Annotated in this window: 24 protein-coding genes and 1 pseudogene; 22 read left to right on the top strand and 3 right to left on the bottom strand. The window is 48.3% G+C overall.

Going from position 1 to position 24774, the window contains the following annotated elements; all coding sequences use genetic code 11:
• The first annotated feature begins 235 nt into the window (after nucleotides 1–235).
• The 11 genes from alaS to CR205_RS09435 all read left to right on the top strand — a co-directional run bounded on the left by alaS (nucleotide 236) and on the right by CR205_RS09435 (nucleotide 11430).
• The gene (gene alaS, locus CR205_RS09485) at nucleotides 236–2872 is read left to right on the top strand and encodes an alanine--tRNA ligase (protein WP_110518945.1); all 2637 of its coding nucleotides are present in this window, start codon (nucleotides 236–238) and stop codon (nucleotides 2870–2872) included.
• Between the two features lie 96 nt (nucleotides 2873–2968).
• Nucleotides 2969–3238, top strand: a complete 270-nt coding sequence (locus CR205_RS09480) for an IreB family regulatory phosphoprotein (protein ID WP_110518943.1) — start codon at nucleotides 2969–2971, stop codon at nucleotides 3236–3238.
• Nucleotides 3239–3247: 9 nt separating this feature from the next.
• On the top strand, nucleotides 3248–3676 hold the full coding sequence (ruvX, locus tag CR205_RS09475) for a Holliday junction resolvase RuvX (protein WP_110518941.1): 429 nt from the start codon (nucleotides 3248–3250) through the stop codon (nucleotides 3674–3676).
• A gap of 107 nt (nucleotides 3677–3783) precedes the next feature.
• A complete protein-coding gene (locus CR205_RS09470) occupies nucleotides 3784–4098 on the top strand; it encodes a DUF1292 domain-containing protein (RefSeq protein WP_110518938.1) in 315 nt (104 codons plus the stop codon).
• Between the two features lie 355 nt (nucleotides 4099–4453).
• Entirely contained in the window at nucleotides 4454–5611 is a 1158-nt protein-coding gene (mltG, locus tag CR205_RS09465) for an endolytic transglycosylase MltG (RefSeq protein WP_110518936.1), read from the top strand.
• A gap of 396 nt (nucleotides 5612–6007) precedes the next feature.
• The gene (locus CR205_RS09460) at nucleotides 6008–6670 is read left to right on the top strand and encodes an O-methyltransferase (protein ID WP_110518934.1); all 663 of its coding nucleotides are present in this window, start codon (nucleotides 6008–6010) and stop codon (nucleotides 6668–6670) included.
• A 28-nt stretch (nucleotides 6671–6698) separates the two neighbouring features.
• Complete coding sequence (locus CR205_RS09455) at nucleotides 6699–7631, top strand: peptidase U32 family protein (RefSeq protein WP_110518932.1); 933 nt, start codon at nucleotides 6699–6701, stop codon at nucleotides 7629–7631.
• A gap of 15 nt (nucleotides 7632–7646) precedes the next feature.
• Nucleotides 7647–8915, top strand: a complete 1269-nt coding sequence (locus tag CR205_RS09450; protein WP_110518930.1) for a peptidase U32 family protein — start codon at nucleotides 7647–7649, stop codon at nucleotides 8913–8915.
• Nucleotides 8916–9551 (top strand): uridine kinase, encoded by a 636-nt coding sequence (udk, locus tag CR205_RS09445; RefSeq protein ID WP_110518928.1) that lies wholly within the window; start codon nucleotides 8916–8918, stop codon nucleotides 9549–9551. It begins immediately after the preceding gene.
• A 375-nt stretch (nucleotides 9552–9926) separates the two neighbouring features.
• Nucleotides 9927–10400, top strand: coding sequence for a transcription elongation factor GreA (gene greA / locus CR205_RS09440; protein ID WP_110518926.1), 474 nt, complete (start codon nucleotides 9927–9929; stop codon nucleotides 10398–10400).
• A gap of 211 nt (nucleotides 10401–10611) precedes the next feature.
• Complete coding sequence (locus CR205_RS09435) at nucleotides 10612–11430, top strand: YrrS family protein (RefSeq protein WP_110518924.1); 819 nt, start codon at nucleotides 10612–10614, stop codon at nucleotides 11428–11430.
• A 97-nt stretch (nucleotides 11431–11527) separates the two neighbouring features.
• Here CR205_RS09435 and CR205_RS09430 read toward each other — a convergent pair whose 3' ends face one another.
• On the bottom strand, nucleotides 11528–11773 hold the full coding sequence (locus tag CR205_RS09430) for a DUF2536 family protein (RefSeq protein ID WP_110518922.1): 246 nt from the start codon (nucleotides 11771–11773) through the stop codon (nucleotides 11528–11530).
• A gap of 61 nt (nucleotides 11774–11834) precedes the next feature.
• Here CR205_RS09430 and CR205_RS09425 point away from each other — a divergent pair, with 61 nt between their 5' ends.
• The 3 genes from CR205_RS09425 (at nucleotide 11835) to CR205_RS09415 (ending at nucleotide 14697) form a co-directional block, all read left to right on the top strand.
• Complete coding sequence (locus tag CR205_RS09425; RefSeq protein ID WP_110518920.1) at nucleotides 11835–13247, top strand: sodium/glutamate symporter; 1413 nt, start codon at nucleotides 11835–11837, stop codon at nucleotides 13245–13247.
• Nucleotides 13248–13514: 267 nt separating this feature from the next.
• Nucleotides 13515–14216, top strand: coding sequence for a 5'-methylthioadenosine/S-adenosylhomocysteine nucleosidase (mtnN, locus tag CR205_RS09420; protein WP_110518918.1), 702 nt, complete (start codon nucleotides 13515–13517; stop codon nucleotides 14214–14216).
• Between the two features lie 238 nt (nucleotides 14217–14454).
• Nucleotides 14455–14697 (top strand): YrhC family protein, encoded by a 243-nt coding sequence (locus tag CR205_RS09415; protein ID WP_201745356.1) that lies wholly within the window; start codon nucleotides 14455–14457, stop codon nucleotides 14695–14697.
• Nucleotides 14698–14756: 59 nt separating this feature from the next.
• On the opposite strand, the gene CR205_RS09410 is transcribed toward CR205_RS09415, so the two are convergent.
• Entirely contained in the window at nucleotides 14757–15380 is a 624-nt protein-coding gene (locus CR205_RS09410; protein ID WP_110518916.1) for an NUDIX hydrolase, read from the bottom strand.
• A 179-nt stretch (nucleotides 15381–15559) separates the two neighbouring features.
• On the opposite strand from CR205_RS09410, the gene CR205_RS09405 reads away from it, so the two are divergent.
• On the top strand, nucleotides 15560–15808 hold the full coding sequence (locus tag CR205_RS09405) for an HPr family phosphocarrier protein (protein WP_110518914.1): 249 nt from the start codon (nucleotides 15560–15562) through the stop codon (nucleotides 15806–15808).
• 54 nt (nucleotides 15809–15862) lie between these two features.
• Here CR205_RS09405 and CR205_RS09400 read toward each other — a convergent pair whose 3' ends face one another.
• Nucleotides 15863–17851, bottom strand: a complete 1989-nt coding sequence (locus CR205_RS09400) for a S9 family peptidase (RefSeq protein ID WP_110518912.1) — start codon at nucleotides 17849–17851, stop codon at nucleotides 15863–15865.
• A 144-nt stretch (nucleotides 17852–17995) separates the two neighbouring features.
• Between CR205_RS09400 and CR205_RS20695 the strand changes: the two are divergent.
• The 7 genes and pseudogenes from CR205_RS20695 to CR205_RS09370 form a co-directional block, all read left to right on the top strand.
• Nucleotides 17996–18136: pseudogene (locus CR205_RS20695) on the top strand (LacI family DNA-binding transcriptional regulator); the annotation flags it as partial.
• Nucleotides 18122–19000 carry a substrate-binding domain-containing protein gene (locus CR205_RS09395; RefSeq protein ID WP_268877416.1) on the top strand — a complete coding sequence of 293 codons (879 nt, stop codon included), beginning with the start codon at nucleotides 18122–18124 and terminating at the stop codon, nucleotides 18998–19000. The pseudogene CR205_RS20695 and the gene CR205_RS09395, both read left to right, overlap by 15 nt.
• Complete coding sequence (locus CR205_RS09390; RefSeq protein ID WP_110518907.1) at nucleotides 18997–20685, top strand: glycoside hydrolase family 13 protein; 1689 nt, start codon at nucleotides 18997–18999, stop codon at nucleotides 20683–20685. Before CR205_RS09395 ends, CR205_RS09390 begins: the two co-directional genes overlap by 4 nt.
• Before the next feature lie 168 nt (nucleotides 20686–20853).
• On the top strand, nucleotides 20854–21597 hold the full coding sequence (locus CR205_RS09385; protein ID WP_110518905.1) for a PRC-barrel domain-containing protein: 744 nt from the start codon (nucleotides 20854–20856) through the stop codon (nucleotides 21595–21597).
• A 264-nt stretch (nucleotides 21598–21861) separates the two neighbouring features.
• Nucleotides 21862–22770: a metal ABC transporter substrate-binding protein gene (locus tag CR205_RS09380; protein ID WP_110518903.1), complete on the top strand. Its 909-nt coding sequence runs from the start codon at nucleotides 21862–21864 to the stop codon at nucleotides 22768–22770.
• A 119-nt stretch (nucleotides 22771–22889) separates the two neighbouring features.
• Nucleotides 22890–23384: a cation:proton antiporter regulatory subunit gene (locus tag CR205_RS09375; protein WP_236634732.1), complete on the top strand. Its 495-nt coding sequence runs from the start codon at nucleotides 22890–22892 to the stop codon at nucleotides 23382–23384.
• Nucleotides 23384–24556, top strand: a complete 1173-nt coding sequence (locus tag CR205_RS09370) for a cation:proton antiporter (protein ID WP_236634731.1) — start codon at nucleotides 23384–23386, stop codon at nucleotides 24554–24556. Before CR205_RS09375 ends, CR205_RS09370 begins: the two co-directional genes overlap by 1 nt.
• The last annotated feature ends 218 nt before the right edge of the window (nucleotides 24557–24774 follow it).

Here is a 24774-nt window from a genome sequence, read left to right as displayed (position 1 = left end):
GTGAAGAGTGACGTTCAGCTACTCCGGAGAGCAGGCTAATCCCTGCCGGCTGACACACTGTTACTGTGTTGCGAGGTGACGAACCTGCATTTTTGCGTGCGTTCGTAACCAGGGTGGTACCGCGTGAGTATACATACTCTCGTCCCTGACTGTCAGGGGCGGGATTTTTTTGCGTCCAAAAACCCCTGATCTCACAGCGGCAAGTCAGAACCAGTGATAAAAGGAGGAAAAAGAAATGAAGCGATTGACATCAGCAGAAGTAAGACAGATGTATCTGGATTTCTTTAAGGAAAAAGGGCACGATGTGGAGCCGAGTGCTTCCCTTGTCCCTCATGAAGATCCTTCTCTTTTGTGGATTAACAGCGGAGTTGCCACACTTAAGAAATATTTTGACGGAAGGGTAATCCCGAAAAACCCGAGGATTGTTAATGCACAGAAATCCATTCGTACAAACGACATCGAGAATGTAGGTAAAACAGCCCGTCACCATACGTTTTTTGAAATGCTCGGAAACTTCTCCATCGGGGATTACTTCAAAAAAGAATCAATCCACTGGGCATGGGAATTTTTAACGAGTGATAAATGGATCGGATTTGATTCGGATAAACTCGCTGTAACCATTTACCCTGACGACGATGAAGCGTTTCAGATCTGGCATGAAGAAGTCGGCCTGCCAAAAGAACGGATTATACGCCTTGAGGAGAATTTCTGGGATATCGGCGAAGGGCCGTGTGGTCCGAATACAGAAATCTTTTACGACCGCGGTCCTGAGTATGGGGATGATCCAGATGATCCGGAAATGTTCCCTGGCGGGGAAAATGAGCGTCACCTGGAAATCTGGAACCTTGTATTTTCCCAGTTCAATCACAATCAGGACGGCAGCTATACGCCGCTTCCAAAGAAGAACATTGATACGGGAATGGGACTTGAGCGGATGGTAAGTGTGATCCAGGATGCACGCACAAACTTTGATACGGATTTATTCATGCCGATTATCCGTGCAACGGAAGCGATGGCTGATACAAAATACGGAGCGTCCACTGATACGGACACCGCGTTTAAAGTCGTAGCAGACCATATACGCACGGTTACATTTGCCGTTTCCGACGGCGCACTTCCTTCCAACGAAGGCCGGGGATACGTTCTCCGCAGACTGCTCCGCCGTGCGGTGCGCTATGCAAAGCAGATCGGCATCGACCGTCCGTTTATGCACGAACTTGTGCCGGTGACCGGTGAAATTATGGAAGCATTCTACCCGGAAGTGAAAGAGAAGGAAGAGTTCATCCGCAAAGTGGTTAAAAACGAAGAAGAACGCTTCCACGAAACCCTCAATGAAGGGCTGGCAATGCTGAACAAAGTAATGGACACAGCAAAAAAAGAAGGCACGGCGGAAATTTCCGGTGCAGCTGTATTCAAGCTGTACGACACGTACGGATTCCCTGTTGACCTTACTGAAGAATATGTGACAGATGCAGGTTACACCGTTGACACTGAAGGTTTCGAAAAAGAGATGAAAAAACAGCGTGACCGCGCCAGAGCTGCCCGCCAGTCATCCGGCTCTATGCAGACACAGGATGAGGTTCTCGGAAACATCAAGGAGCCGAGTGAATTTATCGGTTATGATGTACTGGAAATCCCTTCCGTAGTCAAAGTCATCGTAAAAGATAAGGAACTCACAGAACGTGTTGAAACAGGCGAACAGGCCCAGATTATTGTGGACCGGACGCCGTTTTATGCTGAAAGCGGCGGTCAGATCGCGGATACAGGTGTAATGGAATCAGACGGAGTCAAAATCCGTGTACTAGATGTACAAAAAGCACCGAACGGCCAGAATCTCCATACGGTTGAAGTGATGGAAGGCGTCCTTGAAGCGGAAATGGGACTGAGTGCAAAGGTGGATCAGACGAACCGGATCGGTGTGGTAAAAAACCATACGGCGACTCACCTGCTTCATCAGGCTTTGAAAGATACACTTGGGGAGCATGTCAATCAGGCCGGGTCACTTGTCCAGAACGACCGCCTCCGCTTTGACTTCTCACATTTCGGCCAGATCAGTCAGGAAGAAATGGAGCAGATCGAACAAGCTGTAAATGAAAAAGTGTGGCAGGCAATCCCGGTCCACACGATGTACAAAAGTCTCGCGGAAGCCAAAGAGATGGGTGCAATGGCGCTTTTCGGCGAGAAGTACGGCGATGAAGTGCGCGTTGTCATAGTAGGAGATTACAGTCTTGAGCTCTGCGGCGGCTGCCACGTGAACAACAGTGCTGAAATCGGGTTGTTTAAAATCGTATCTGAGGCAGGAATCGGTGCAGGAGTCCGGCGAATAGAAGCAGTAACCGGAGAAGGGGCGTACCAGCATATGAACAGCCAGGTGTCGCTGCTTAAAGAAGCAGCCGGCCTGCTGAAAGCCAATCTTCCGGACGTTCCCCAGCGTGTGGAACACCTCCAGAAGCAGCTTAAAGACAAGCAGAAGGAGAACGAATCCCTGTCAGCAAAACTTGGCAATCTCGAAGCAGGCAGTGTCCTCGATCAGGTAACTGAAGTGGAGGGCGTCAAAGTACTGAGCACAAAGGTCAGTGCCTCAGACATGAACGGTCTTCGTCAGATGGCAGATTCTTTGAAAGACAAGCTCGGCTCAGGTATCCTCGTATTAGGAGCTGCTCAGGGGGAAAAGGTAAGTATTGTTGCTTCCGTATCCTCTGATCTTGTTAAAGAAGGGTACCATGCGGGTAAACTGGTTAAAGAAGTAGCCGGCCGCTGTGGAGGCGGAGGCGGAGGCCGTCCGGACATGGCTCAGGCCGGAGGAAAAGACCCGTCCAAACTTCAAGATGCCCTGGCATCAGTCAAAGACCTTGTAAAAAGAAATTCCTAATCCTTCCTCTTTCGTGTACAATGAAGGCAAGTATACGGACAAGTGAGGAAAAACGGGACCACGGAAACGTGGAGACAGACAGGAGAGGTGTTTGTAATGAGTTCAATGGATAATACGATGAAATTTAATTTTCACGATGATTCAATGGATGACGATGCGAAAGAGGTTCTGATGAAAGTCTACGCATCCCTTGAGGAAAAAGGGTACAATCCGATCAATCAAATAGTCGGGTACCTGCTTTCCGGAGATCCGGCTTACATTCCCCGGCACAACGACGCACGTTCGCTGATCCGGAAGATTGAACGGGATGAGCTCATCGAAGAGCTTGTTAAATCCTACCTGTCTCATCACAGCGAAGAGGAGTAACAAACTGCAATGAAATCATTGGGACTGGACGTCGGCACCAGAACGATTGGTGTCGCCGTCAGTGATGCGTTCGGATGGACCGCCCAGGGCATTGAAACGATCAAGTGGAACGATCAGTATCAGGACCCGGCGATCGAACGGATTCAGCACTGGATAAAAGAGCACGACGTGACCACGATTGTGGTCGGACTGCCTAAAAACATGAACGGAACAATTGGCGAACGGGGGCAGGCCAGCCTGGACTTTGCTGAAACCCTTCGTGAAAGAACCGGTATTGAGGTCGTGCTTGAGGACGAGCGCCTGACCACTGCAGCTGCAGAACGGATGCTCATTTCCGCTGACGTCAGCCGTAAAAAAAGAAAAAAAGTCATTGATAAAATGGCTGCCGTTTTGATCCTGCAGAATTACCTGGACAGGAATCAGTCAAAGGGACTTTAGGCAGGCTACTAATAAACAGGCTGACACTCCGGTGGACCGGCGCTGCAGTTTTACCAGCGCACCGGACCAATGGAGTGTACCAGCACATAGAAAAGTGAGGGTTTATCATGAGTGAAGAAAGCAGATTAGATGGCGTACGTGTACTGGAACCAGTGGAAGATGGGGACCGTTTCATTATTCCCGATCCTGAAACTGGTGAAGAATACGTTTTTGAAGAACTGTTTCGTTTTGAACTGGATACAAACGAAAATGCGTACATTTTCCTCCAGCCGGAAGGTTCCGACAACGATGAGGAAGAAGAAGTGGAAGTACAGGCTTTCCGTTTTGAAGAACCGGACCGCCTTTTCATGATTGAGAGCGAAGAAGAGTGGGATATGGTAACGGAAGTGTTTAATACAATTGTAAGTGAAGATGACGAGTAAGTTTTTTCAGACCGCTTCCTGAAATCAGGAGGCGGTTTTGTTTTTTTGGTAATCCTGAATCCCCTTCTATATTGTGAGAAAGCTGTGTTCGTATGGATTGTTGCTATTGACCAAATTTATTTTGGAGCGGAAGGTGGCGACTCCAGCGGGAGTAGCATCGGCTGAAGACCCCGCAGGGCGATTTTTCCGAGGAGGCTGAAGCGATGCCCGCGGAAAGCGTCCTCCTGCAGCGTAAAAAAACAACAATCTAAACAGCCTTTGAGAATGCAGGGATAGTGACCCGGAAAATGTCGGAATTATATCGTTTTCCTGTCGGTTTATAGTATAATAGATGGAGTGAAAGGGGGATGTTGTGTTGTCGGACAACAAGAACGATCAGTCACATACGGAAAAACAGGAACAGGATAAGATTGTACATAAACTTGAAAACAGAGCAAAAGAGGCAAGCCTTGTGCGTAAAATCGTGCTCATCTGCTTCGTTCTTATCGTCCTTACAGTAGGCGGAGCCATTGGCGGTGCTTATGTATTTATTACAAGTGCGATTGGCCCTGTAGACGAGGATAACAGCGAATTGAAGGAAGTGGAGATTCCGATGGGTTCCTCCAGTGCGGGAATCGGAGAGATTCTTGAAGAAGAGGGTCTGGTCGACAATTCGACGATCTTCCGCTATTACGTTCGTTACCGAAATGAGAGCGGGTTTCAGGCCGGTACTTACGAACTGTCTCCTTCCATGAATATGGATGAGATTATTGCTTCTTTGAAAGACGGGAGAATTGACGAGGAGTATAACCTCATTTTCACGATTCCTGAAGGCCGCTGGCTGGAGGAAGTGATGGAGACAATTGCTGAGGAAACAGAGCATGAATACGATGATTTAATGGATTTAATGACGGATGAAGACTATCTTCAGGAACTGGTCAGCCAGTATGACATTCTTCATTCCTCAATTCTTGAAAACGAGGATATCCGTTATCCGCTGGAAGGCTATCTCTTCCCGGCACGGTACGATTTTACAGATGAAAACCCTTCGAAAGAGGACATCATTGAGCAAATGGTGGCAAGAATGGAAGGTGTATATAATAACGTTCAGGCAGAATACGGAAGTACAGACTATTCTGCACATGAACTTCTCACCCTTGCCTCAATCATTGAAGGGGAAGCTGCAGGAGACGATGAGCGGGAGGCTATTTCCGGCGTGATTTACAATCGTCTGAACCGTGAAAATCCGATGCGTCTTCAGATGGACCCAACGGCTGTTTACGGATACGGGGAGCGGGTTTCTTCACCGACGCGTGAACAGACAAACGCCGAGAATCCTTACAACACTTACCAGATCGACGGTATCCCGCCAGGACCGATTAACAACCCTGGAGCAGCATCGATCAGCGCTGCCTTCAATCCTGATGAGCATGATAACTATTATTTCTATCATGACACCGACGGCACGATTTACATGAGTGAAACGTATGAAGAGCACCAGGAAGTCCTCCGGGAACATCGCGATAATCAGTAAAAATAAATTGGGACCACGTGACGATGGTCTCTGGAAGATTAAACGGTTCCAGTTGCATACTGGGACCGTTTTCTATTTGTGATCGAAGGCTTTTTCTGCGGAAATGCGGTTATCACCCGCGGGCGGGCAGAAGATATGTCCCAGATTCGAAAAAGTCCGGTCGTTACGCATGAAAACACCGAAGGTATATCCAAACTTCAAATGGTCCACCACCACCAATCCAACCACCTTTCACCCATGCAGGCCTCATTTATGCGAAGATGACACACCTTTGCAAAATCGTCAAAATTGGATTTAACACAGCCTCTCCTTTGTGATAAAATTAACTGTTGTTTAGACTATTGAAGCATAGAAAATAAAGACGATTTGAGGCCCTTTTGAAGGAGGCCCTTTTTTATGGACAGGTATACATCAAAAACAGAACAGTATATAGAATCACTGATCCGGCCGAGAACCGGAACGGCAGCAGAAATAGAGGTGGCCGCTAAGGCAGATCGTGTGCCAATCATGGAGCCTGCCGGTATGGAGGCGATTCTTCAGCTCCTTTCCCTGCAAAATCCGGAAAGCGTGCTTGAAATCGGAACAGCAATCGGTTACTCCTCTCTGCGTTTTGCCGAACAGATTCCTGACGCACGCATCGTAACAATCGAGCGGGACACAGAGCGGATCCGTCAGGCAGTAGCCTATCACAAACAGGCCGGCCTGTTGGACAGGATCGTTATAATTGAAGGTGATGCACTTGAAACAGGAGATACGGTGAAATCACATGGGCCATTTGATGCTCTTTTTATAGATGCAGCCAAAGGCCAGTATTCACGCTTTTTTGAGCTTTATGAACCGATGGTCAGGCCTGGCGGCGTAATCTTCTCCGATAACATTCTGTTCAAAGGGTTTGTTGCCGGAGAAAAAGAGCCGGAAAAAAAACGGATAAAAACGATGGTCAGCCGTCTGCAGAATTTCAATACCGGAATCATGGAAGATGATCGTTTTCACAGCATGATTTATCCGGTTGGAGATGGGCTGATGGTCAGCATAAAAAAACATGATGAATCCAAATGACTTTAACAGTAAGGTGGTGCCAGAGAGCATGACAGCAGAACCGGAACTTCTCGTCACGCCTCAAAGCGTTAACGATATCAAACCGCTTATCGAAGCTGGTGCGGATGCATTCCTAATCGGGGAAGAAACTTTCGGCCTACGTCTGGCAGGCGAATTCTCCAGAAGTGACATTGAAACCGCAGTTCAAACAGCCCATGCGAAAAAGAAAAAAATATACGTGGCTGTAAATGCCCTTTTCCATAATGAAAAACTCCCGCTTCTCCCGGACTATCTGGCCTTTTTGCAGACAATTGGTGTAGACGGAGCCGTATTCGGCGATCCGGCTGTTATTATGGCCGCACGTGAAGCGTCCCCGGAGCTGCCGCTTCACTGGAGCACAGAAACGACCGGCACGAATTACTACACAGTCAACTACTGGGGGCGCAAAGGAGCGTCACGTGCCGTACTGGCCCGGGAACTGAACATGGATGCGGTGGTTGAGATCAAGGAGCATGCAGAAGTAGCAATTGAAGTGCAGGTACACGGGATGACGTGTATGTTCCAGTCCAAGCGTACGCTTCTGGGCAATTACATGGAGTTTCAGGGGAGAAACCTGAAAGTCGAGGGCAGAAGCAAGGACCGGTCTCTTTTTCTTCACGATCCAGAGCGGGATTATGACTATCCGGTGTGGGAAGACGAAAACGGAACGCATATTATGAGCCCAAAGGACGTGTGCATGATTGATGAGCTGGATGAGCTGATGGACGCAGGGGTCGACAGCTTTAAAATAGACGGAATCCTGAAAAACAGTGAGTATATTATTGAAATGACCCGTCTTTACCGGGAAGCCATTGATCTGTATGCGAACGACGAAGACAGCTATTTAGATAAAAAAGAAAAGTTTCTGGATCGCGCAAAAGCAATCCAGCCGGATAACCGGAGCGTGGATACGGGCTTCTTCTTTAAGGAAACCGTGTATTAAAGGGGGCGAAAAGCAATGGGACAGCTTGCTGAACGAACGAGCGAGGGAAAACGTGTGATAACAAAAAAGCCGGAGCTTCTTGCCCCGGCAGGAAATCTTGAAAAATTGAAAATTGCTGTCCATTACGGGGCAGATGCTGTATTTATCGGCGGCCGTGATTTCGGGCTCCGCTCGAATGCAGGTAATTTTTCCATAGATGAAATGGAGGAAGGGGTCAGCTTTGCAAAAAAGTATGGCGCCTGTATCTATGTAACCACAAATATCTTCGCGCATAACGAAAATATGGACGGGCTGGAAGAGTACCTGCAGGAGCTGCAGAGAGTAGGAATAAAAGGGATCATTGTTGCCGACCCGCTGATCATCGAAGCGTGCAAACGGGCTGCGCCGAAACTGGAGATTCATCTTTCCACCCAGCAGTCGCTCACCAACTGGCAGGCGGTAAAGTTCTGGAAGGAAGAAGGGCTTGAGCGTGTCGTGCTCGCCCGTGAAGTAGGGCTTCAGGAAATGCTCGAGATGAAAAAGAACGTGGATATTGAAATTGAGACGTTCATTCATGGTGCTATGTGTATTGCCTATTCAGGCCGCTGTGTACTCAGTAACCACATGACAGCCCGGGATTCAAACCGGGGCGGGTGCTGCCAGTCGTGCAGATGGGATTATCACCTTTACGAGGGAAGCGAGTCGTCAAGCCGTGAAAACGCGCTGTTTGATGAAAAGGACTCGCCGTTTGCCATGAGCCCGAAGGATCTTAATCTGATTGAATCGATCCCACAGCTTGTGGAAGCAGGGATTGACAGCCTGAAGATTGAAGGCCGAATGAAGTCCATTCACTATGTAGCAACCGTGGTGAGTGTCTACCGCAAAGTGATCGATGCCTACTGTGCAGACCCTGACAATTTCAAAATTAAGCAGGAATGGCTCACAGAGCTTGCCAAGTGCGCGAACCGTCCGGCAGCCCCTGCCTTTTTTGAAAACATTCCAGGCTATAAGGAACAGCTGTTTCAAAATCACAGCCACCAGGCATCACATGATTTCTCCGGGCTTGTGCTCGGCTATGATGAAGAAACAAAAATGGTCACCCTGCAGCAGCGGAACTTTTTCCGTCCGGGTGATCAGGTGGAGTTTTTCGGACCCGAGATTGAGAACTTTACCCAGACGGTTGATAAGGTCTGGGACGAAAAAGGGAGAGAACTGGATGCCGCCCGTCATCCGCTTCAGGTTGTACGCTTCAAAGTGGACCGGCCTCTTTACCCTGACAACATGATGAGAAAGGGAGTATCCTAAATGACCAGAAAACCGATTATTATCGGTGTTGCAGGCGGATCCGGTTCCGGGAAGACGACCGTTGCAAACGAAATCTACTGCCAGTTTAAAACCCAGTCGATCGTCATGATCGAACAGGATGCCTATTATAAAAATCAGGACCATCTGCCAATGGAGGAGCGTCTTCAGACGAATTATGATCATCCTCTTGCCTTTGATAACGATCTTCTGCTTGAACATCTGAAAGATTTGAAAAAAGGCGAACCGGTTAATAAGCCGGTATACGATTATAAAAATCATACCCGGAGTAATGACGTAATCCCTGTCGAGCCCCGTGATGTCATAATCCTTGAAGGGATTCTGATTCTGGAGGATGAACGGCTCCGGGACATGATGGATATTAAACTGTTTGTGGATACGGATGCCGATATCCGAATTATCCGGAGAATGATGAGAGACATCAATGAAAGAGGCCGGACAATTGAATCTGTAATCGATCAATACACAGATGTTGTCCGTCCGATGCATATGCAGTTTATCGAGCCGACGAAGCGTTATGCCGATGTAATTGTGCCTGAAGGCGGCCAGAATCGGGTAGCCATTGATCTGATGGTTACGAAAATTAAAACAGTACTTGAAGAAAAAGCCATTTTATAATAGGATTAGGAGGAAACGCACAGACTTTCCTTAACACGATCAAAAGTTCAGCGTCCTGACAAAAGGGCGCTGGGCGTTTATTTATATTTAGCCTTGGGTGATTCTGTTTGCGTTTTACTTAAAATCCCTTTATGCTAGAACCTATTCTTACGCAAGCAAGCGCGCAGTATGTCTATGGCGTGAACGTTCAGTCAGCAGGCACTGCAGTCAATCGCTGTCTTTATGAGAATTTGTTCATTTTTACCCGAAAGGTTCATATGTCTTAATTACGGGGCGTGTCCGTAAATGGACGCTGGCACCCTATTCGTGTAAAATGGCCCTTAAAATATGAAAGCGTTCGCTTGTGGAACAAATTGTTTGGAGGAGTGAAAGACCATGGCAGAAGAAAAGCATTATATGACAGAAGAAGGTAAAGTGAAATTAGAGAAAGAACTTGAATACTTGAAAACGGAGCGACGCAAGGAAGTCGTTGAACGAATAAAAGTAGCCCGAGATTTCGGAGATCTTTCCGAGAACTCCGAATACGATTCTGCAAAAGAAGAGCAGGCTTTCGTAGAAGGACGCATCAATCAGCTCGAGAAAATGATCCGCAATGCGGAAATCATTGAGGAAGATGCAGACAATTCCAGTATCGTAGGCCTCGGTAAATCCGTTAAGTTCAAGGAGCTTCCTGATGGTGAAGAAGAAAGCTACCAGATTGTCGGACGAGCGGAAGCAGACCCGATGGAAGGTAAAATTTCAAACGATTCACCGATGGCTCAAAGTCTCCTCGGCAAAACGATTGGAGACAAGGTCAGTGTTCAGACACCGGGTGGCGATATGGAAGTGGAGATTATTGAAGTAAGCTGATAACTATCCCAGTTGTTGAGGCGCCCTGCAGATCAGGGCGCCTTTTGTTATTTCCGGCTCATTTCATAATCATCTGCGTCAGGCGGCAAGCCGGCACCTGATCGTGTAAAATTGTCGTAAAGGCAGTCTTTCAGGGCAAAAGGTTCTCGAAAAATGTTGCCGAATGGGCTATAATAGCCGTGTATGAGCTTGCCGCAAAGGAGGGGAAAACATGGCTCAGTATGGAACTTATGGCGGCCCGAACAGGGCTGATATGAGAAAAAAGCAGAGATTAAACAGATTCCTGAATATCGCAATCGTTCTCGTAGTCGTGTCTATATTTGTCGTCGGGGGAATGACACTTTTCGGCGGCGGTGGATCCACACCGACTGCAGGAGATGAAGATCAGGACGAAAACAATACAGCACAGGAACAGGATGAAGAAGAAGCAATCGAAGAGGACGAGCCGGAAGAGGAATCAGGTGAAAGTGAAGACGAATTCGACACAGACGGTTCTGAAACTGCTTCCGGAAACGACGAGGATGAAACCGCCGCAGATGAAGAAAACGGTGAAAACGGAAGCAGCGGAGAAAACGGAACTGAGGACGAAAACGGCACTGAAGATGAAAGTTCTGAAGAAAACGGCACTGAAGATGAAAGCTCCGAAGAAAATGGATCGGAAGAGTCTTCTGAAGATGCGAATGGTACAGAAGAGGACGATGGAAACGGCGGGGATTCTTCATCGGATGATGAATGGTCTCCAATTGGAACACAGCAGAATTTTGCTGAAGGGCAGTTCCAGGCGGACTGGACCCGCGATGGTACGAACTGGAATGAAATGCGTGAAGCATTCGCCTACGCCACAGGTATCAATGAAAGTGAGATGAGTATGTGGTGGGTTCGTAATGGAGGGGACCAGCAGAGCGCAATCGGTACGGTCAGCCTGCCGGAGGATAAAGATACTCCGTTTAAAGTCCGTATTGAATGGGTAGATAATGAGGGATGGAAGCCTGTGTCAGTTGAAAGGCTGGACTATAACCCTCACAGTTAAACATCATGAGAAAAAAAGGGTGTTCAGAAAGGTGGTAGATAAACCTGACTGACACCCTTTTACTGTTTAAAAGACGGAGTACTGCTGTTTACATAATTTATACGGACTTCTTGAAGTGGACAACAGCACTGTATATTCTCTGTCCTTTTTCTGTTTGGGTTACCTGGTGGGAAACATGGTGGACGCCCAGCATAAGAGCCTGGTTGTCATCAATTTTCCGCTGAATCTGGTTTTCCAGTTTTACAAGTGAGGCGGCTTCAAAAAATTCAATTTTATCTTTTATACTGTCTGTATGAAGGATCACATTGAAAACTCCTTTTTTAGAATCAAATTTATTAAGCATACTAAATTTAACATTTATTCAACAGGAAAAAAACAAAGGAACTGTCACGGGAGGGATTTTGATGTCGCCGGAAATGGTTGGACTCGCTTTTATTATTCTTGGCCTCTTTATCGTTATTGGAAAATGGATTCGTGTGTTTTCACCACTTCTGCAAAAATTATTTTTACCTTCTTCTATCATTGCAGGACTTCTTGCCCTGCTGTTCGGGCCGGAAATATTCGGCCGGATCGTGGGCCTGTTCACAACAGATGATTTCTTCCTTGTTAACGGCGTTGTGCCGCCGGAAGTAGTGGAAGTCTGGTCGGAACTTCCCGGCCTGTTTATTAACATTGTATTCGCATCACTGTTCCTCGGTAAAACCCTGCCGAGTCTCAAAAAAGTATGGATCATCGGTGGACCTCAGGTTGCCATGGGACAGATGGTATCGTGGGGACAGTACGTGGTCGGTCTCCTGCTGGCAATTTTTCTGCTTGCCCCGGTATTCGGTGTCAATCCGATGGCCGGTGCCCTGATCGAAATCAGTTTTGTGGGTGGACACGGAACAGCTGCAGGTCTCAGCGGAACGTTTACAGAGCTTGGGTTTGAAGAAGGTGCCGATCTTGCCATCGGTCTTGCTACCATCGGTATTCTGACGGGGGTTATCGTCGGTATAATCCTCATCAACTGGGGAGCCCGTACCGGACGGGCAAAGGAAATCGGCGGGCAGCGACAGGGACTTTCAAGTGAAGGCCGCAATGGTATCGTTGAGCTTGAAAACCGCGACAGTGCCGGTGAGCTTACGACACGCCCGGAGTCAATCGAGCCTTTGTCACTCCACATTGCCTACGTTGGCATCGCGATTCTCATTGGATTCTTCCTGCTTGAAGGCCTGATCCTGCTTGAAGCTTTCACTTGGGGGCCGTGGACAGATACTTATCTGATGATTTATGTACCTCTGTTTCCTCTCGCCATGGTCGGCGGGATCATTACACAGCTGATTTCAGATAAGTACGACCGGTTCCGTCTGATTGACAGAAAGATGATCAACCGGATCAGCGGTTTCTCTCTGGACATTTTGATTGTCAGTGCACTGGCAACCGTGTCTCTGGCTGTAATTGGTGAAAACTTTGCCGCCTTTGTCACGCTTGCAGTAGCAGGGGTTGTCTGGAACGTACTGGCCTTTATCTTTCTCGCTCCAAAAATGATTCCCACATACTGGTTTGAACGTGGGATCGGGGACTTTGGACAGGCTACCGGTATTACCGCCACCGGACTGCTTCTCATGAAAGTGGCTGACCCGGATAATCGGACACCTGCTCTGGAAGGTTTCGGATACAAACAGATCCTGTTTGAACCCTTTGTTGGAGGCGGGCTGTTTACAGCAGCCTCGCTGCCGCTCATCTTTCAGTTCGGTCCGGTAGCTGTACTCATCCTTGCATCTGTGGTTACCTTGTTCTGGCTACTGGTAGGCCTCTTGTATTTCGGACGGAAATAACTCTTGTCCGGACTATAAGGATCGGCTATGATAAAATGTGGGAAACGATCAGGATGCGCTTGAGGCACCAGCTTCACATTGCCTTAGAAAGCTGGTGCCCCGGTTTCTAAACAAAGAACTTTTTGTATTGATTGCTGGAAATGACTTATTAATTTATGAAGCGGAAGGCGGCTCCAGCGGAAAGCGTCCGACTGAAGCTTTATAGGCCAGTAATCATTCGACAAGCAAAGGAACAGGCGCAATCTCCGGAAAGAAAGGACATGCCATATGACTGTTGGGATTATTGGTGCCATGGAAGAAGAAGTAGAACTGCTGAAGAAAAAGATGAATATCAGGGACGAGCAGGTGATTGCAGGCTGTGAGTTCTTTTTGGGAAAACTTCAGGGCGTGGAAGTCGTTCTGGCCAAGTCGGGAATCGGCAAGGTAAACGCCGCAATCAGTACCACCCTTATGAATCAGCTTTATCATACAGATGCGATTATTAATACCGGCTCTGCCGGAGGGTTTCACAGTGAACTGGCAGTGGGTGATGTGGTCATTTCCACCGAGGTGCGCTACAACGATGTGGATGCGACTGTATTTGGTTATGAATTCGGCCAGGTGCCGCGCATGCCGGCATTCTACGAGCCGGATGAAGATCTGATGGTCATTGCGAAGCGTTGCGCAGAAGAAGTCGGCGTTCGTGCGGTTCCGGGACTGATCATCTCCGGGGACTCCTTTATGAGCGACCATCAGCGTGTGGAAGAGGTCCGTAAACGTTTTAAGGATCCGTACTGCTCTGAAATGGAGGCAGGAGCTATTGCACAGGTATGCCACCAGTTTCAGTGTCCGTTTGTGATTATCCGTTCCCTGTCTGACATCGCAGGGAAGGATGCCAAAATGTCCTACGACGAGTTTCTTGAAACAGCTTCCGTTAATTCCGCCCGCCATGTACTTTTAATGCTTGAGGAACTTAGACAGCAGCAATAGAAATTCAGATGATCCGCAGGGCGATTTTTCCGAGGAGGCTGAAGCCAGACCTGCGGAAAGCGTCCGCCTGTAGCGGAATAAGAAGCGGAACATCTGTTCAGTCATTTTCAGGACTGTCTATTATAAAAAAGGTTTTAATAGGAGTTGCGCCATCTTTTATCTGGTGGTATTTCCCATCCCGGTTCGTGCTGCTCGCATGTTATACTTGTTTAAGAGACAGCGAGAGAGGTGAGCATCGATGGCAGACAAGCAGATTAAAGTGCTGAAAGATAAAGTGACTGACTATAAGCGTTACGCGTTTGTTCTTCTGAGCTTGAGTATCTTTATGTTTATCGGGCTGCTCATCCCGACAGAAGCGCTGGCCACAGAAAGTCAGACATTGTACGTGGCAATGAATATGGCCGTCCTGGTTCTGGCTGTTGTTTATCATAGAATTGCTATGTTCAATCAGAAGAAACTGAACGAAGGCGAAGCATCATAATAATAAACCAAGCGGATGTCCAATGGGGACATCCGCTTTTTCAGTGCGTATATTGCCATTTACTGCTTTGGGAGCACGTGAAGTACGTGCTTTAAGATACGCGCGGTAAGTCCCCAGATTACCCGGCCCTGGTACTCGTAGAAATGCTCGTGCACCACACCTGTACGCCAGTCGTAGTTTTTGCCTCCGGGGATCAGGTGATATGGGAACGCCTCTTCCGGCTGGACTTCATGGTAAATGTTATACGTACTCGGCTCCATCTCCTGAAGCGCACGGACCGGTACGGTAAACACATCCTGGACTTCAGCCGGATTAAGCTTCATTTTTGCATCGGTGGCAATTTCACCGATAAACGGGTAAATGTTGAACTTATAAGGAGTAATCATGTAGTCAAGCTGGCCATACACAGAGACCTGCTCCTGTGACACCCCAATTTCTTCAATGAGTTCCCGGACGGCAGCGGATTCTGCAGAAGGATCTTCAGGGTCCACTTTTCCTCCGGGAAAACAGATTTCCCCTGGCTGCCGTATTTCTTCGCCCCGTACCTGAAAAAGAAGACAGGGTTCGTTGTCTTTATAGATCAACGGAACAAAAATGGCAAAAGAGCGGTACTGTTCTGCATCCAGGAGGCTGGCACGCCTGTTTTTGAAATGATTGTACAGTTTTGAGTTACTTGGTTTCATCTTGAACAGTCTCCTTCGTCTGGATTTCACTTGTAAGTTTCAGTTTACCAGAACAGAGGGAAAACAGAGAAGGATAGGCATGCACAAATAAAAACTCCTTTCTGCCGGTCTTAAAATCCTTATTGCCAGCCGGGAGGAAGCTCATTATAATATAATTAATGTCAGAGGAGGCGATGAAGATGAAATTAGTTGTGAACAAACCGATTTTTGCAGAAACAGCCAGCGCACTTGTCAACACGGCTTCTCAGTACCATTCTACGATTATGATCAAGAAAGAACATTGGGTGGTAGATGCGAAAAGCCTGCTTGGCGTTCTCGCCTTATCTCTGCAGCCGGGACAGGAAGTTGAGATTTCTTTTGAAGGTGAAACAGAACAGGGATTTATTGAGGCACTTACGGAATCACGCAACTTTTCCAAAGCAGAATAACAGCAAAACTAAAACAGCGGTCCCAAAAGGGCCGCTGTTTTTGTATATAAAAGGTTACTTAAGGTACTTGTTAAACCAGTTTTCCAGTTCCTTAAGGCGCGCATAGCGCAGCTTTGGCGGGCCGCTGCGGGAAAGTTCGTGGTTGGCACCGGGAAAGCGGACGAAGCGAGTGTCTTTTTTCTGATGCTTGAGTGCCACAAACAGCTGCTCGGCCTGCTCCACCGGACAGCGGAAGTCCCGCTCCCCGTGAAGGATCAAAAGCGGTGTTTCAATGTTTTTAACGTATTTCAGGGGAGAGTGTGCCCACATTTTGTCCGGATCGCTCATCAGGTCGGCGCCGATCTCCCATTCGGTGAAGAAATAGCCGATATCACTTACGCCGTAAAAGCTGATCCAATTGGAAATCGAACGCAGTGTGGCGGCAGCTTTAAACCGGTCTGTGTGAGCGACGATCCAGTTGGTCATAAATCCGCCGTAGCTTCCTCCGGTTACACCGAGCCGGTCAGCGTCAATAAAGTCGAACTTCTCAACGGCCTGATCGGTCGCACTCATCAGATCGGTATAATCCTTCCCGCCATAGTCACCTCGGCAGGCATCCACGAATTCCTGTCCATAGCCGTGTCCGCCCCGGGGATTCGTATAAAGCACCGCATAGCCGCATGCAGCAAGGTACTGAAGCTCGTGGAAGAAGCTGTTTGCATACATGGCGTGGGGGCCACCGTGAATTTCAAGGATCGTCGGGTATTTCTTCCCTTCCTCGTATCCGTAAGGCTTCATCACCCAGCCGTGAATATCCCAGCCGTCCTCTGCTTTAAACGTCACTTCTTCAGGCTCGGAGAGTGCGACTTCCTCTAAAAATTTCTGGTTGACACGGGTTAGGCTGCGCTGTTCACCGGAATTCAGATCAAGCAGCACCGCATCCCCGGGGTTGACCGGTGTGCTGACTGCAAGAAGGGCAATCCCGTTATCTGGTGAAACGTCGTAGCCATATACATGATGACGGCCGGCGGCAAGTTCTACTGCGTTGCCATCAAGGTTCACGCGGTAGAAGTTTGTATTTCCATACACACTGGCAGTCAGGTAGACGCTTTTCCCGTCCTTGCTCCAGACAGCACCGGGTGACGGGTGACCTGACCTGAGATCCCCGATCGCCGAATCACCCAGATGGACGTCCCAGTCTTTTGTCACGCACTCCGTGTGGGCAGCGGCAAGCTCAGTGATCCACAGTTTGTTGTGCGTGGCACCTGAATATTCCTTCTGGTGACCGAAGTAGGCGAGCTTTTTGCCGTCCGGGCTGAAGGATGGCTGGGAGTATACGCCTTCTCCGTCAGTAAGACGGGTTTCTTTCCGGTCTTCCACGTCCATCAGAAAGATGTCTGAGATGATTTGGTAATCGCTCTCTTCTTTTTTGTTGGCGCTGTAGGCAAGCTGTCTGCCGTCCGGGGACCATGAGCCTGGTTCATGGTGAAATTCCCCTTCAGTAAGAAGAACGGATTTATCATCTTCCAAAGAGTAAAAGCCGATCTGCTTGTAGCTGTCATCAAGGAAGCCGGAAGCATCGGATTTGTATTTGAGCCGTGTGACGACGAGGGGCTCTTTTCCTTTGGTGTCTTCGTTCTTGTTTTCTTTGTCCTCAGGGGCAGTGAGCTCTTCATCTTTTTCCAAAGAAGTTGTAAAGAGAATCCGCGCACTGTCAGGTGACCAGACCGGCTGCATGGCACCATTTTTGAAGGTGGTGAGCTGTCTTGCTTCACCTCCGGCAGTGGAAAGGAGGAAAAGCTGAGGCTTGTCCTTGCGGTTGGATACAAACGCAAGCCATTTGCCGTCGGGGGAGAAGCGCGGGTAGCTGACCCGTTCCTTGCCGAACGTCCACTGTACAGGTTCATCTGAATCGATGTCCTGGATAAACAGCTGGGAGATGTATTCATCATCCTCACTCACAGTCTGTCTTATGTAGGCAAAACGGCTGCCGTCAGGGGAAAGCTGCGGTTCGTTGAGAACATTGATATTCTTAAGATCTTCGATTTCAATTGGTCGTGTCATAACATGTCTCCTTCGTCTCCAAAGTGATTGAACTTGTACTTAAGTATAAAGAACATTGTCTGAATCTTCAATTCATTAAACTTCTTTGAAAACGAATTCATTCTGTGATAAAGTAATGAACGTAAACGTTTACGTAAAAGGAATGAGACGATGTCAATTACGATTAAGGATGTGGCAAAAAAGACCGGTGTCTCGATTGCAACGGTTTCACGGATTGTGAATAACCAGAGCGGCTATTCGGAGAAAACGCGGAAAAAAGTTGTTCAGGCAATCGCGGAACTCGGTTACAGTCCGAATGCACTTGCCCGTGGGCTCGTCGGTCAGGCGACGCGGACCATTGGTGTTCTTCTGCCGAACGTATCGAGCCTGTTTGCGGGCAAGCTACTTGAAGGAATTGAATCCGCCGCACAGCAGCAGGGGTACAGCGTAGTTGTCTGCAACACCGGTTCTGAAGGAGAGCGTACAGATGACTATCTGGCCGTTCTAAAACAGAAACGGGTGGAAGGGGTGCTTTATGCAAGCGGTGTGTTTTCAAAGGAGATGGCAGAAAAACTGGCCGGGATCGGAATGCCGGCGGTAACAGTGGCAACGAAAAGTCATGAAGAAACGGTGCCGTTTGTAAAAGTGGATGACAGAACAGCTGCCTTTGACGGGACCAGCTACCTGATTGAAAAGGGGCACAGAAAAATTGCATTTATCGGAGGGGAACTGAGCGATCCTGTCGCAGGCCTGCCGCGTTTTGAAGGCTATCGTGAAGCCCTGGCTGCTCACGGACTTAAAGTCGATGACCATCTTCTGAGGTTCGGTGATTTCCGTTTTGAAGCCGGGAAGGAGCAGATGCAATCGCTTTTGGAGAGCGAAACGGCATTTACCGCGGTTTTTGCCACAAGTGACGAAATGGCGGTCGGTGCCCTGCATGCAGCAAGAGAGGGCGGAGTCCGGGTGCCGGAAGACCTATCAGTGCTCGGCTATGATAATACGCTCGCAGCCGAGATGGCGCTGCCTCCTCTCACAACGGTGGAACAGCCGCTCCGTTCTATGGGGGAAGCGGCGTTTGCCAGCCTTACAGGAGAGCGGAAGTCCGTCACAGCCGGTCATAAAATAGTAGAACGGCAGACAGTAGTACAAATTGAGGAGGATATAAAATGAGTAAACAATGGTGGAAAGAAAGCGTCGTGTATCAGATTTATCCCCGGAGTTTTAACGACAGCAACGGTGACGGGATTGGGGATCTGAACGGTATAACGGAGAAGCTTGATTACCTGAAGGGGCTGGGGGTGGATGTGATCTGGCTTTCTCCGGTATATGACAGTCCCAACGATGATAACGGCTATGACATCCGGGATTACCAGGCGATTATGGATGAGTTCGGTACAATGGAGGACTGGGAAAGGATGCTATCAGAGGTGCACAGCCGGGGCATGCGCCTGATTATGGATCTGGTGGTCAATCATTCATCGGATGAACATCGGTGGTTTGCCGAGTCACGGAAATCGAAGGATAATCCATACCGGGATTATTACATCTGGCGTCCGGGAAAAGCAGACGGGTCCGAGCCGAATAACTGGGAATCCGCCTTTTCCGGATCGGCCTGGCAGTATGATGAACAGACAGAGGAATACTTCCTTCATATTTTTTCAAAAAAGCAGCCGGACCTGAACTGGGAAAACCCCGTAGTCCGTGAAGAAGTATACAGTATGATCCGCTGGTGGCTCGATAAGGGCGTCGACGGGTTCCGCATGGACGTGATTAATTTCATATCCAAGGTGGACGGTCTGCCGGATGCAGAGCCGCAGGAGGGGAAAAAGTACGCTTCCGGCTCAAAGTATTTCGCCAATGGACCGCGTATTCATGAATTTCTCCATGAAATGAATCAAAAGGCGATGAAGGAATACGGCGCCATGACTGTAGCGGAAATGCCGAGCGTGACACCGGAACTGGCTCAGAAATATACTGACGAAGACCGTGAGGAAGTGGACATGGTGTTCCAGTTCGAGCATGTGGACCTCGACTCCGGTCCGGGAGGTAAATGGGATCTGCGCCCGCTGAAGCTACGCGATTTAAAGGAAAACCTCACCAAATGGCAGAAAGCACTCGAGCATAAAGGCTGGAACAGTCTGTACATGAACAATCATGACCAGCCCCGGATGGTGTCCCGCTTCGGGAATGACGGAGAGTACCGGGTCAAGTCGGCTAAGATGCTTGCGACAATGCTTCATATGATGAAGGGTACGCCGTACATTTACCAGGGTGAGGAAATTGGAATGACGAATGTCCGGTTTGATTCGATTGAGGAGTATGAGGACATCGAGACGCTGAATATGTACCGCGAAAAACGGGAGGCAGGTGTGCCTCACGAGGACATCATGAAGGCGATTTATGTAAAGGGACGGGATAACGCCAGGACGCCTGTGCAGTGGAACACCACGGAAAACGCTGGCTTCTCTACCGGTATTCCCTGGCTGAAGGTGAACCCGAATTATAAGGAAATCAACGCGGAAGCAGCCGTTGCAGACCCGAATTCGGTTTACCATTATTACCGGAGGCTTATTGAGCTCCGTCATAACAACGAGATCGTGGTCTACGGCGGATACGATCTGATTCAGCCGGAGGACGAAACGTTCTTTGCCTATGAGCGCAGGTACGAGGGAGAATCCCTGCTTGTGATCTGTAACTTTACGGGAGAAAATGCAATATTTCACGTACCGGATGGGTATAAGAATAAAGCAGGACAGCTGTTTATCAGCAACATGGAACAGGATCAATCCCTCTCGTTCGGAAATGAGCTTCATTTTACCCCGTACGAAGCACGTGTTTACCGGGTAAAGCACTAGAGTAGTAGCGTCAGCCTGGATTTTCACTGACCTGACACTCAGTATGAAAGTTAATACACGGAGTTATGACCCGGCTTTTCCCGGTGTTCATAACTCCGTTTTGTTTACCGGCAGGAAGGGAAAATCATTTCCAATAGCTTGTGTTTATTCTGAGAAGGAGTGGTGGAGATGTTATTTTCCTATAAGCGAATGCTTAAACCCTTTACGGTTTTTGGCGAAGAAGGCGAAATCGGAAGTGTCAGTGATTTGTTTTTTGATGAGCACACCTGGACCGTCCGCTACATTGTGATGAACGCAGGAAACTGGCTCAAAGGAGAGCAGCGATTTTTATCACCTGCTTCAATACAATCCTATTCGGTTGAAGAGGAACGGCTGCATGCCAATATCACCAAGGAGCAGGCGAAAGAAAGCCCTTCTCCCGAAGATGAACCGATGACTCGGAAGTTTGAGCGGCAGTTCTCAAAGTTTTACGGTCTGAACCCATACTGGATGGGGGCAGGTCTATGGGGAAGCGGTGCTGTCCCGAGGGATTTGACCCGCGAAGATCCTGACAGTCTGGATGATCTTCGGGAGGAAGAAACAAGTATCCTGAGTGTGAAGGATCTCATTGGCTATGAACTGTCTACTGGGGATGAAAGCTTCGGAAAAGTAAAGGATGTCCTTATTGAGGAGGATTCGTTTAAAATCCGCTATTTTGTAGTGGATACGAACCGGTGGCTGCCCGGCGGCAAAGAAGTTGTAGTTTCGACCGAGTGGATTCTTGATGTAAACTGGTCCCAGTCCCTTGTAAGCGTGGAATTATCAAAAGACAAAATTAAGTCAGCTCCCGAGTACGTGGAGGATATGACACTCGACCGGGATATGGAAACGAGCGTATTCAAGCATTACGGAAAGCCGAAATACTGGGATTGATAAACATACTGATGGTTATGACCCGGGTGCCGTGGTGGCATCCGGGTTCTCTTGTGGAAATTTCTTTAACTGTTTTCTAAAACAGGAATTTCTCTTCCTTTTTCCTTGACCTTATTGTCCACTCTCCGCTATAATGTGGTCAGTGTCATAAAAGTTGCACTTAGGAAACTTTTATAGATCGGGAAAAAATAGTTTTAGGACGTCACACTTTTACATAATTATCATACTGTGTTGGTGTATTTACTGAAGGGAGCGGAACGAGTAATGAAAAAATGGTTCAAACAGACAGTGGGAGCCGGTCTTCTGCTGGCCGGCGGGCTGACTCTGGCCGCATGCGGAACGGAAGAGAGCGGAGAAGAAAGAGAGGGGCTCGAGATCACGACGAGTTTTTCAGTCCTCGGCAACATCATTGAAGAAGTCATCGGTGATCGCGGGGAAGTGGAATACATCGTGCCGATCGGGGAGGAGCCTCACGAATACGAGCCGGTGCCGAGTGATTTTCGTAAGGTAAGTGATGCCGATGTGTTCTACATTAACGGAATGGATCTGGAGGAATGGCTGGAGCGGGTCGTTTCAAACGCAGCAGCAGATACGGATATTGTGGAGCTGTCAAGCGGCGTGGAGCCGATCCCTCTTCAGGGAAGTGACGAAGCGGATCCTCATGGATGGCTTAGCCCGAAAAACGGCATTATGTATGTTGAAAACCTTCTCCAGGATTTGATTGAACGGGACCCGGATGGAGAAGAGTATTATCGTGAAAATGCCGAAGCATATATCGGCGAGCTGGAAGAGCTGGATGCCTGGATAGAGGAAGAAGTCGCTGAAATCCCAGAGGAAAATCGTCTCATTGTTGTGAGTGAAAATGCGTTTAAATACTTTGGAGCCGATTACGGTTTTGACACAGAAGGGGTATGGGAGATCAATTCACATGAAGAAGGGACGCCGCAGCAGATCAACCGTGTGATCGATCTTGTGCAGGATCGGGGCGTATCGGCAGTGTTTGTGGAAAGTACAGTCGATAAGCGCTACATGACACAGGTATCTGACAATGCCGGCGTACCGATTGCAGGTGAAGTGTATACGGATGCCCTTGGAGCGGAAGGCTCAGGAGCAGAAACGTACATTGATATGCTTCACCATAACGCTTCCACGTTTGTGGATGGATTAAAGTAAAAGAAAAAACCTGCTGCAATTCGCAGCAGGTTTTTTCAGTCTTAGTACCAAGTCATATATTTACGTTCTGGAAATAAATGCGTATACTACTATAGGATACAGAGAGAGGATGAAACAGAGTGGATATCAAAATGGCGGATCTTCCCGGCATGGGAAAGAAAATATCTTTTACAACAGCGGAAAACAGTATGATCGTTCTCATTATCCATCATACCGGAAAAAGGGAGCTTTACTTTTTTTATGATGCAGATGAGGATGAAGCAGACTTTTCAATTGATCTGACTGCTGAAGAAACGAGGGAACTTGGAGCTCAGTTTTTGGGAGCTGTATACCAGCCTGTCGATGCAGATAAAATGCAGCTGTTAAAAAGCCAGATAGTAACTGAATGGGTTAAGCTAGATAAAAAATCAGCCTTCGCAGGAAAATCCATTGCGGAGAATGAAATCCGAAAAAAGACCGGCGTTTCCATTGTCGGCATTTTCAGGTCAGAAGACGTCATTGCAAGTCCGGATATCGACGTTGTCCTTCAGCCCGGAGATACGCTGATGGCGATCGGTAAACATGATGCCATTGCAAAGTTTGAGCAGATATGTAAAGGGGAGGCAGCCCCTTAATGAATATAGATCTTCCGGTTATGTTGGCAGCAGGCCTATTGTTCCTGCTCATGTTTTTTGCCGGTCTGATCGGCACCCGGTACCGTATTCCGGGTGTTATCATTTTTATTCTGCTTGGACTGGCTCTGGCCCCGTTTCTTGGAGACTCGGAGTTGCTTCATTTTATCGGAGAAATCGGGATTGTCCTGCTGTTTTTTATGCTCGGGATGGAATTCCCTCTTAAGCAGCTCATGAAAGTAGCCCGGAAAGTGACAGGTGCAGGTACACTGGATGTCCTACTTAATGTCGGGGTTACCTTTCTGATCTGCTGGGCTTTCGGTCTCGGTTGGATTGAGGCACTTCTGCTCGGGGGGGTCGTTTATGCTACGAGTTCTTCGATTACCGCAAAACTGCTTGAGACGAACAAACGGATGGCCAACCCGGAATCGGAGTTTATTTTAGGTCTTCTTATTTTCGAGGATCTCGTCGCCCCGGTTCTTGTCGCCATTATGGTGGGGATGACTGCAGGTGTTGGGCTGAGTGGGGGCGACTTTGCCTGGCTCATGTTTAAAGTTGTGGCGCTGACAGCTGGTGCTGTTCTGATTGGCCAGCTTCTATTCACAAAACTGCAGAAGTTTTTTGAGCGTCATTTAACTTCTGATGTCTTCATAATGTTCGTCGTCGGGATGGCACTGGCTTATGGAGGACTTGCTCTTTACCTGGACCTTTCCGAGGTGCTAGGGGCGTTTCTTGCCGGTATTATGATTGCAGAAGTGCGGAAAACAGAGCAGCTGGAGCATTTGGTTGTTCCGGTGCGCGATATTACGCTGCCGCTCTTCTTTCTCTGGTTCGGAACGACGATTACATTCGGTGACGGAGTACCGATGGTTCCGCTTCTCCTTACACTGATCGTATGGGCGATTACAGCAAAATTAATCGTAGGGATCGTCGGGGGACGCATGTACGGACTCAGTCGGAAAGTCGCCCTTCGAGCGGCTTTCTCTCTGACGCAGCGTGGAGAATTCTCCATTATCATTGCTGCACTTGCAACAGCTGAACTCATGGTCTTCAGCAGTGTGTTTATTCTTGCAACAGCCATGATGGGGATCATACTCTTTCAGTATGCCCCGAAAGTGGCAAACCACTTTTACCCTTCAAAAAAGAAAACCAAAGTCAAAGTCCCCGGTGTGTGATTTTGGGACGGTTCTCCCGTTACATTTCCTTCATTGAGCAGGAGGGCTGCATGCTGTGCAGCCTTTTTGGTTTGCCATCATTGCTTAAGTGAAATGCAATGGAAGAACCGTCCCAGCTAACATGCCCGCTAACATCAGTCGTGTTTTTTCTCCTTTTCCGGTCAAATTCTCTGTGTACACGCACGCGGAAACGGTAACGGGCATAAACATAGAGGTAA

It is taken from the genome of Alteribacter lacisalsi, assembly GCF_003226345.1.
In the GTDB taxonomy this organism is placed as follows: Bacteria; Bacillota; Bacilli; order Bacillales; family Salisediminibacteriaceae; genus Alteribacter; species Alteribacter lacisalsi.
The sequence above is the reverse complement of the archived record's forward strand: the minus strand, read 5'-3'. Positions and strand labels throughout refer to the sequence as shown.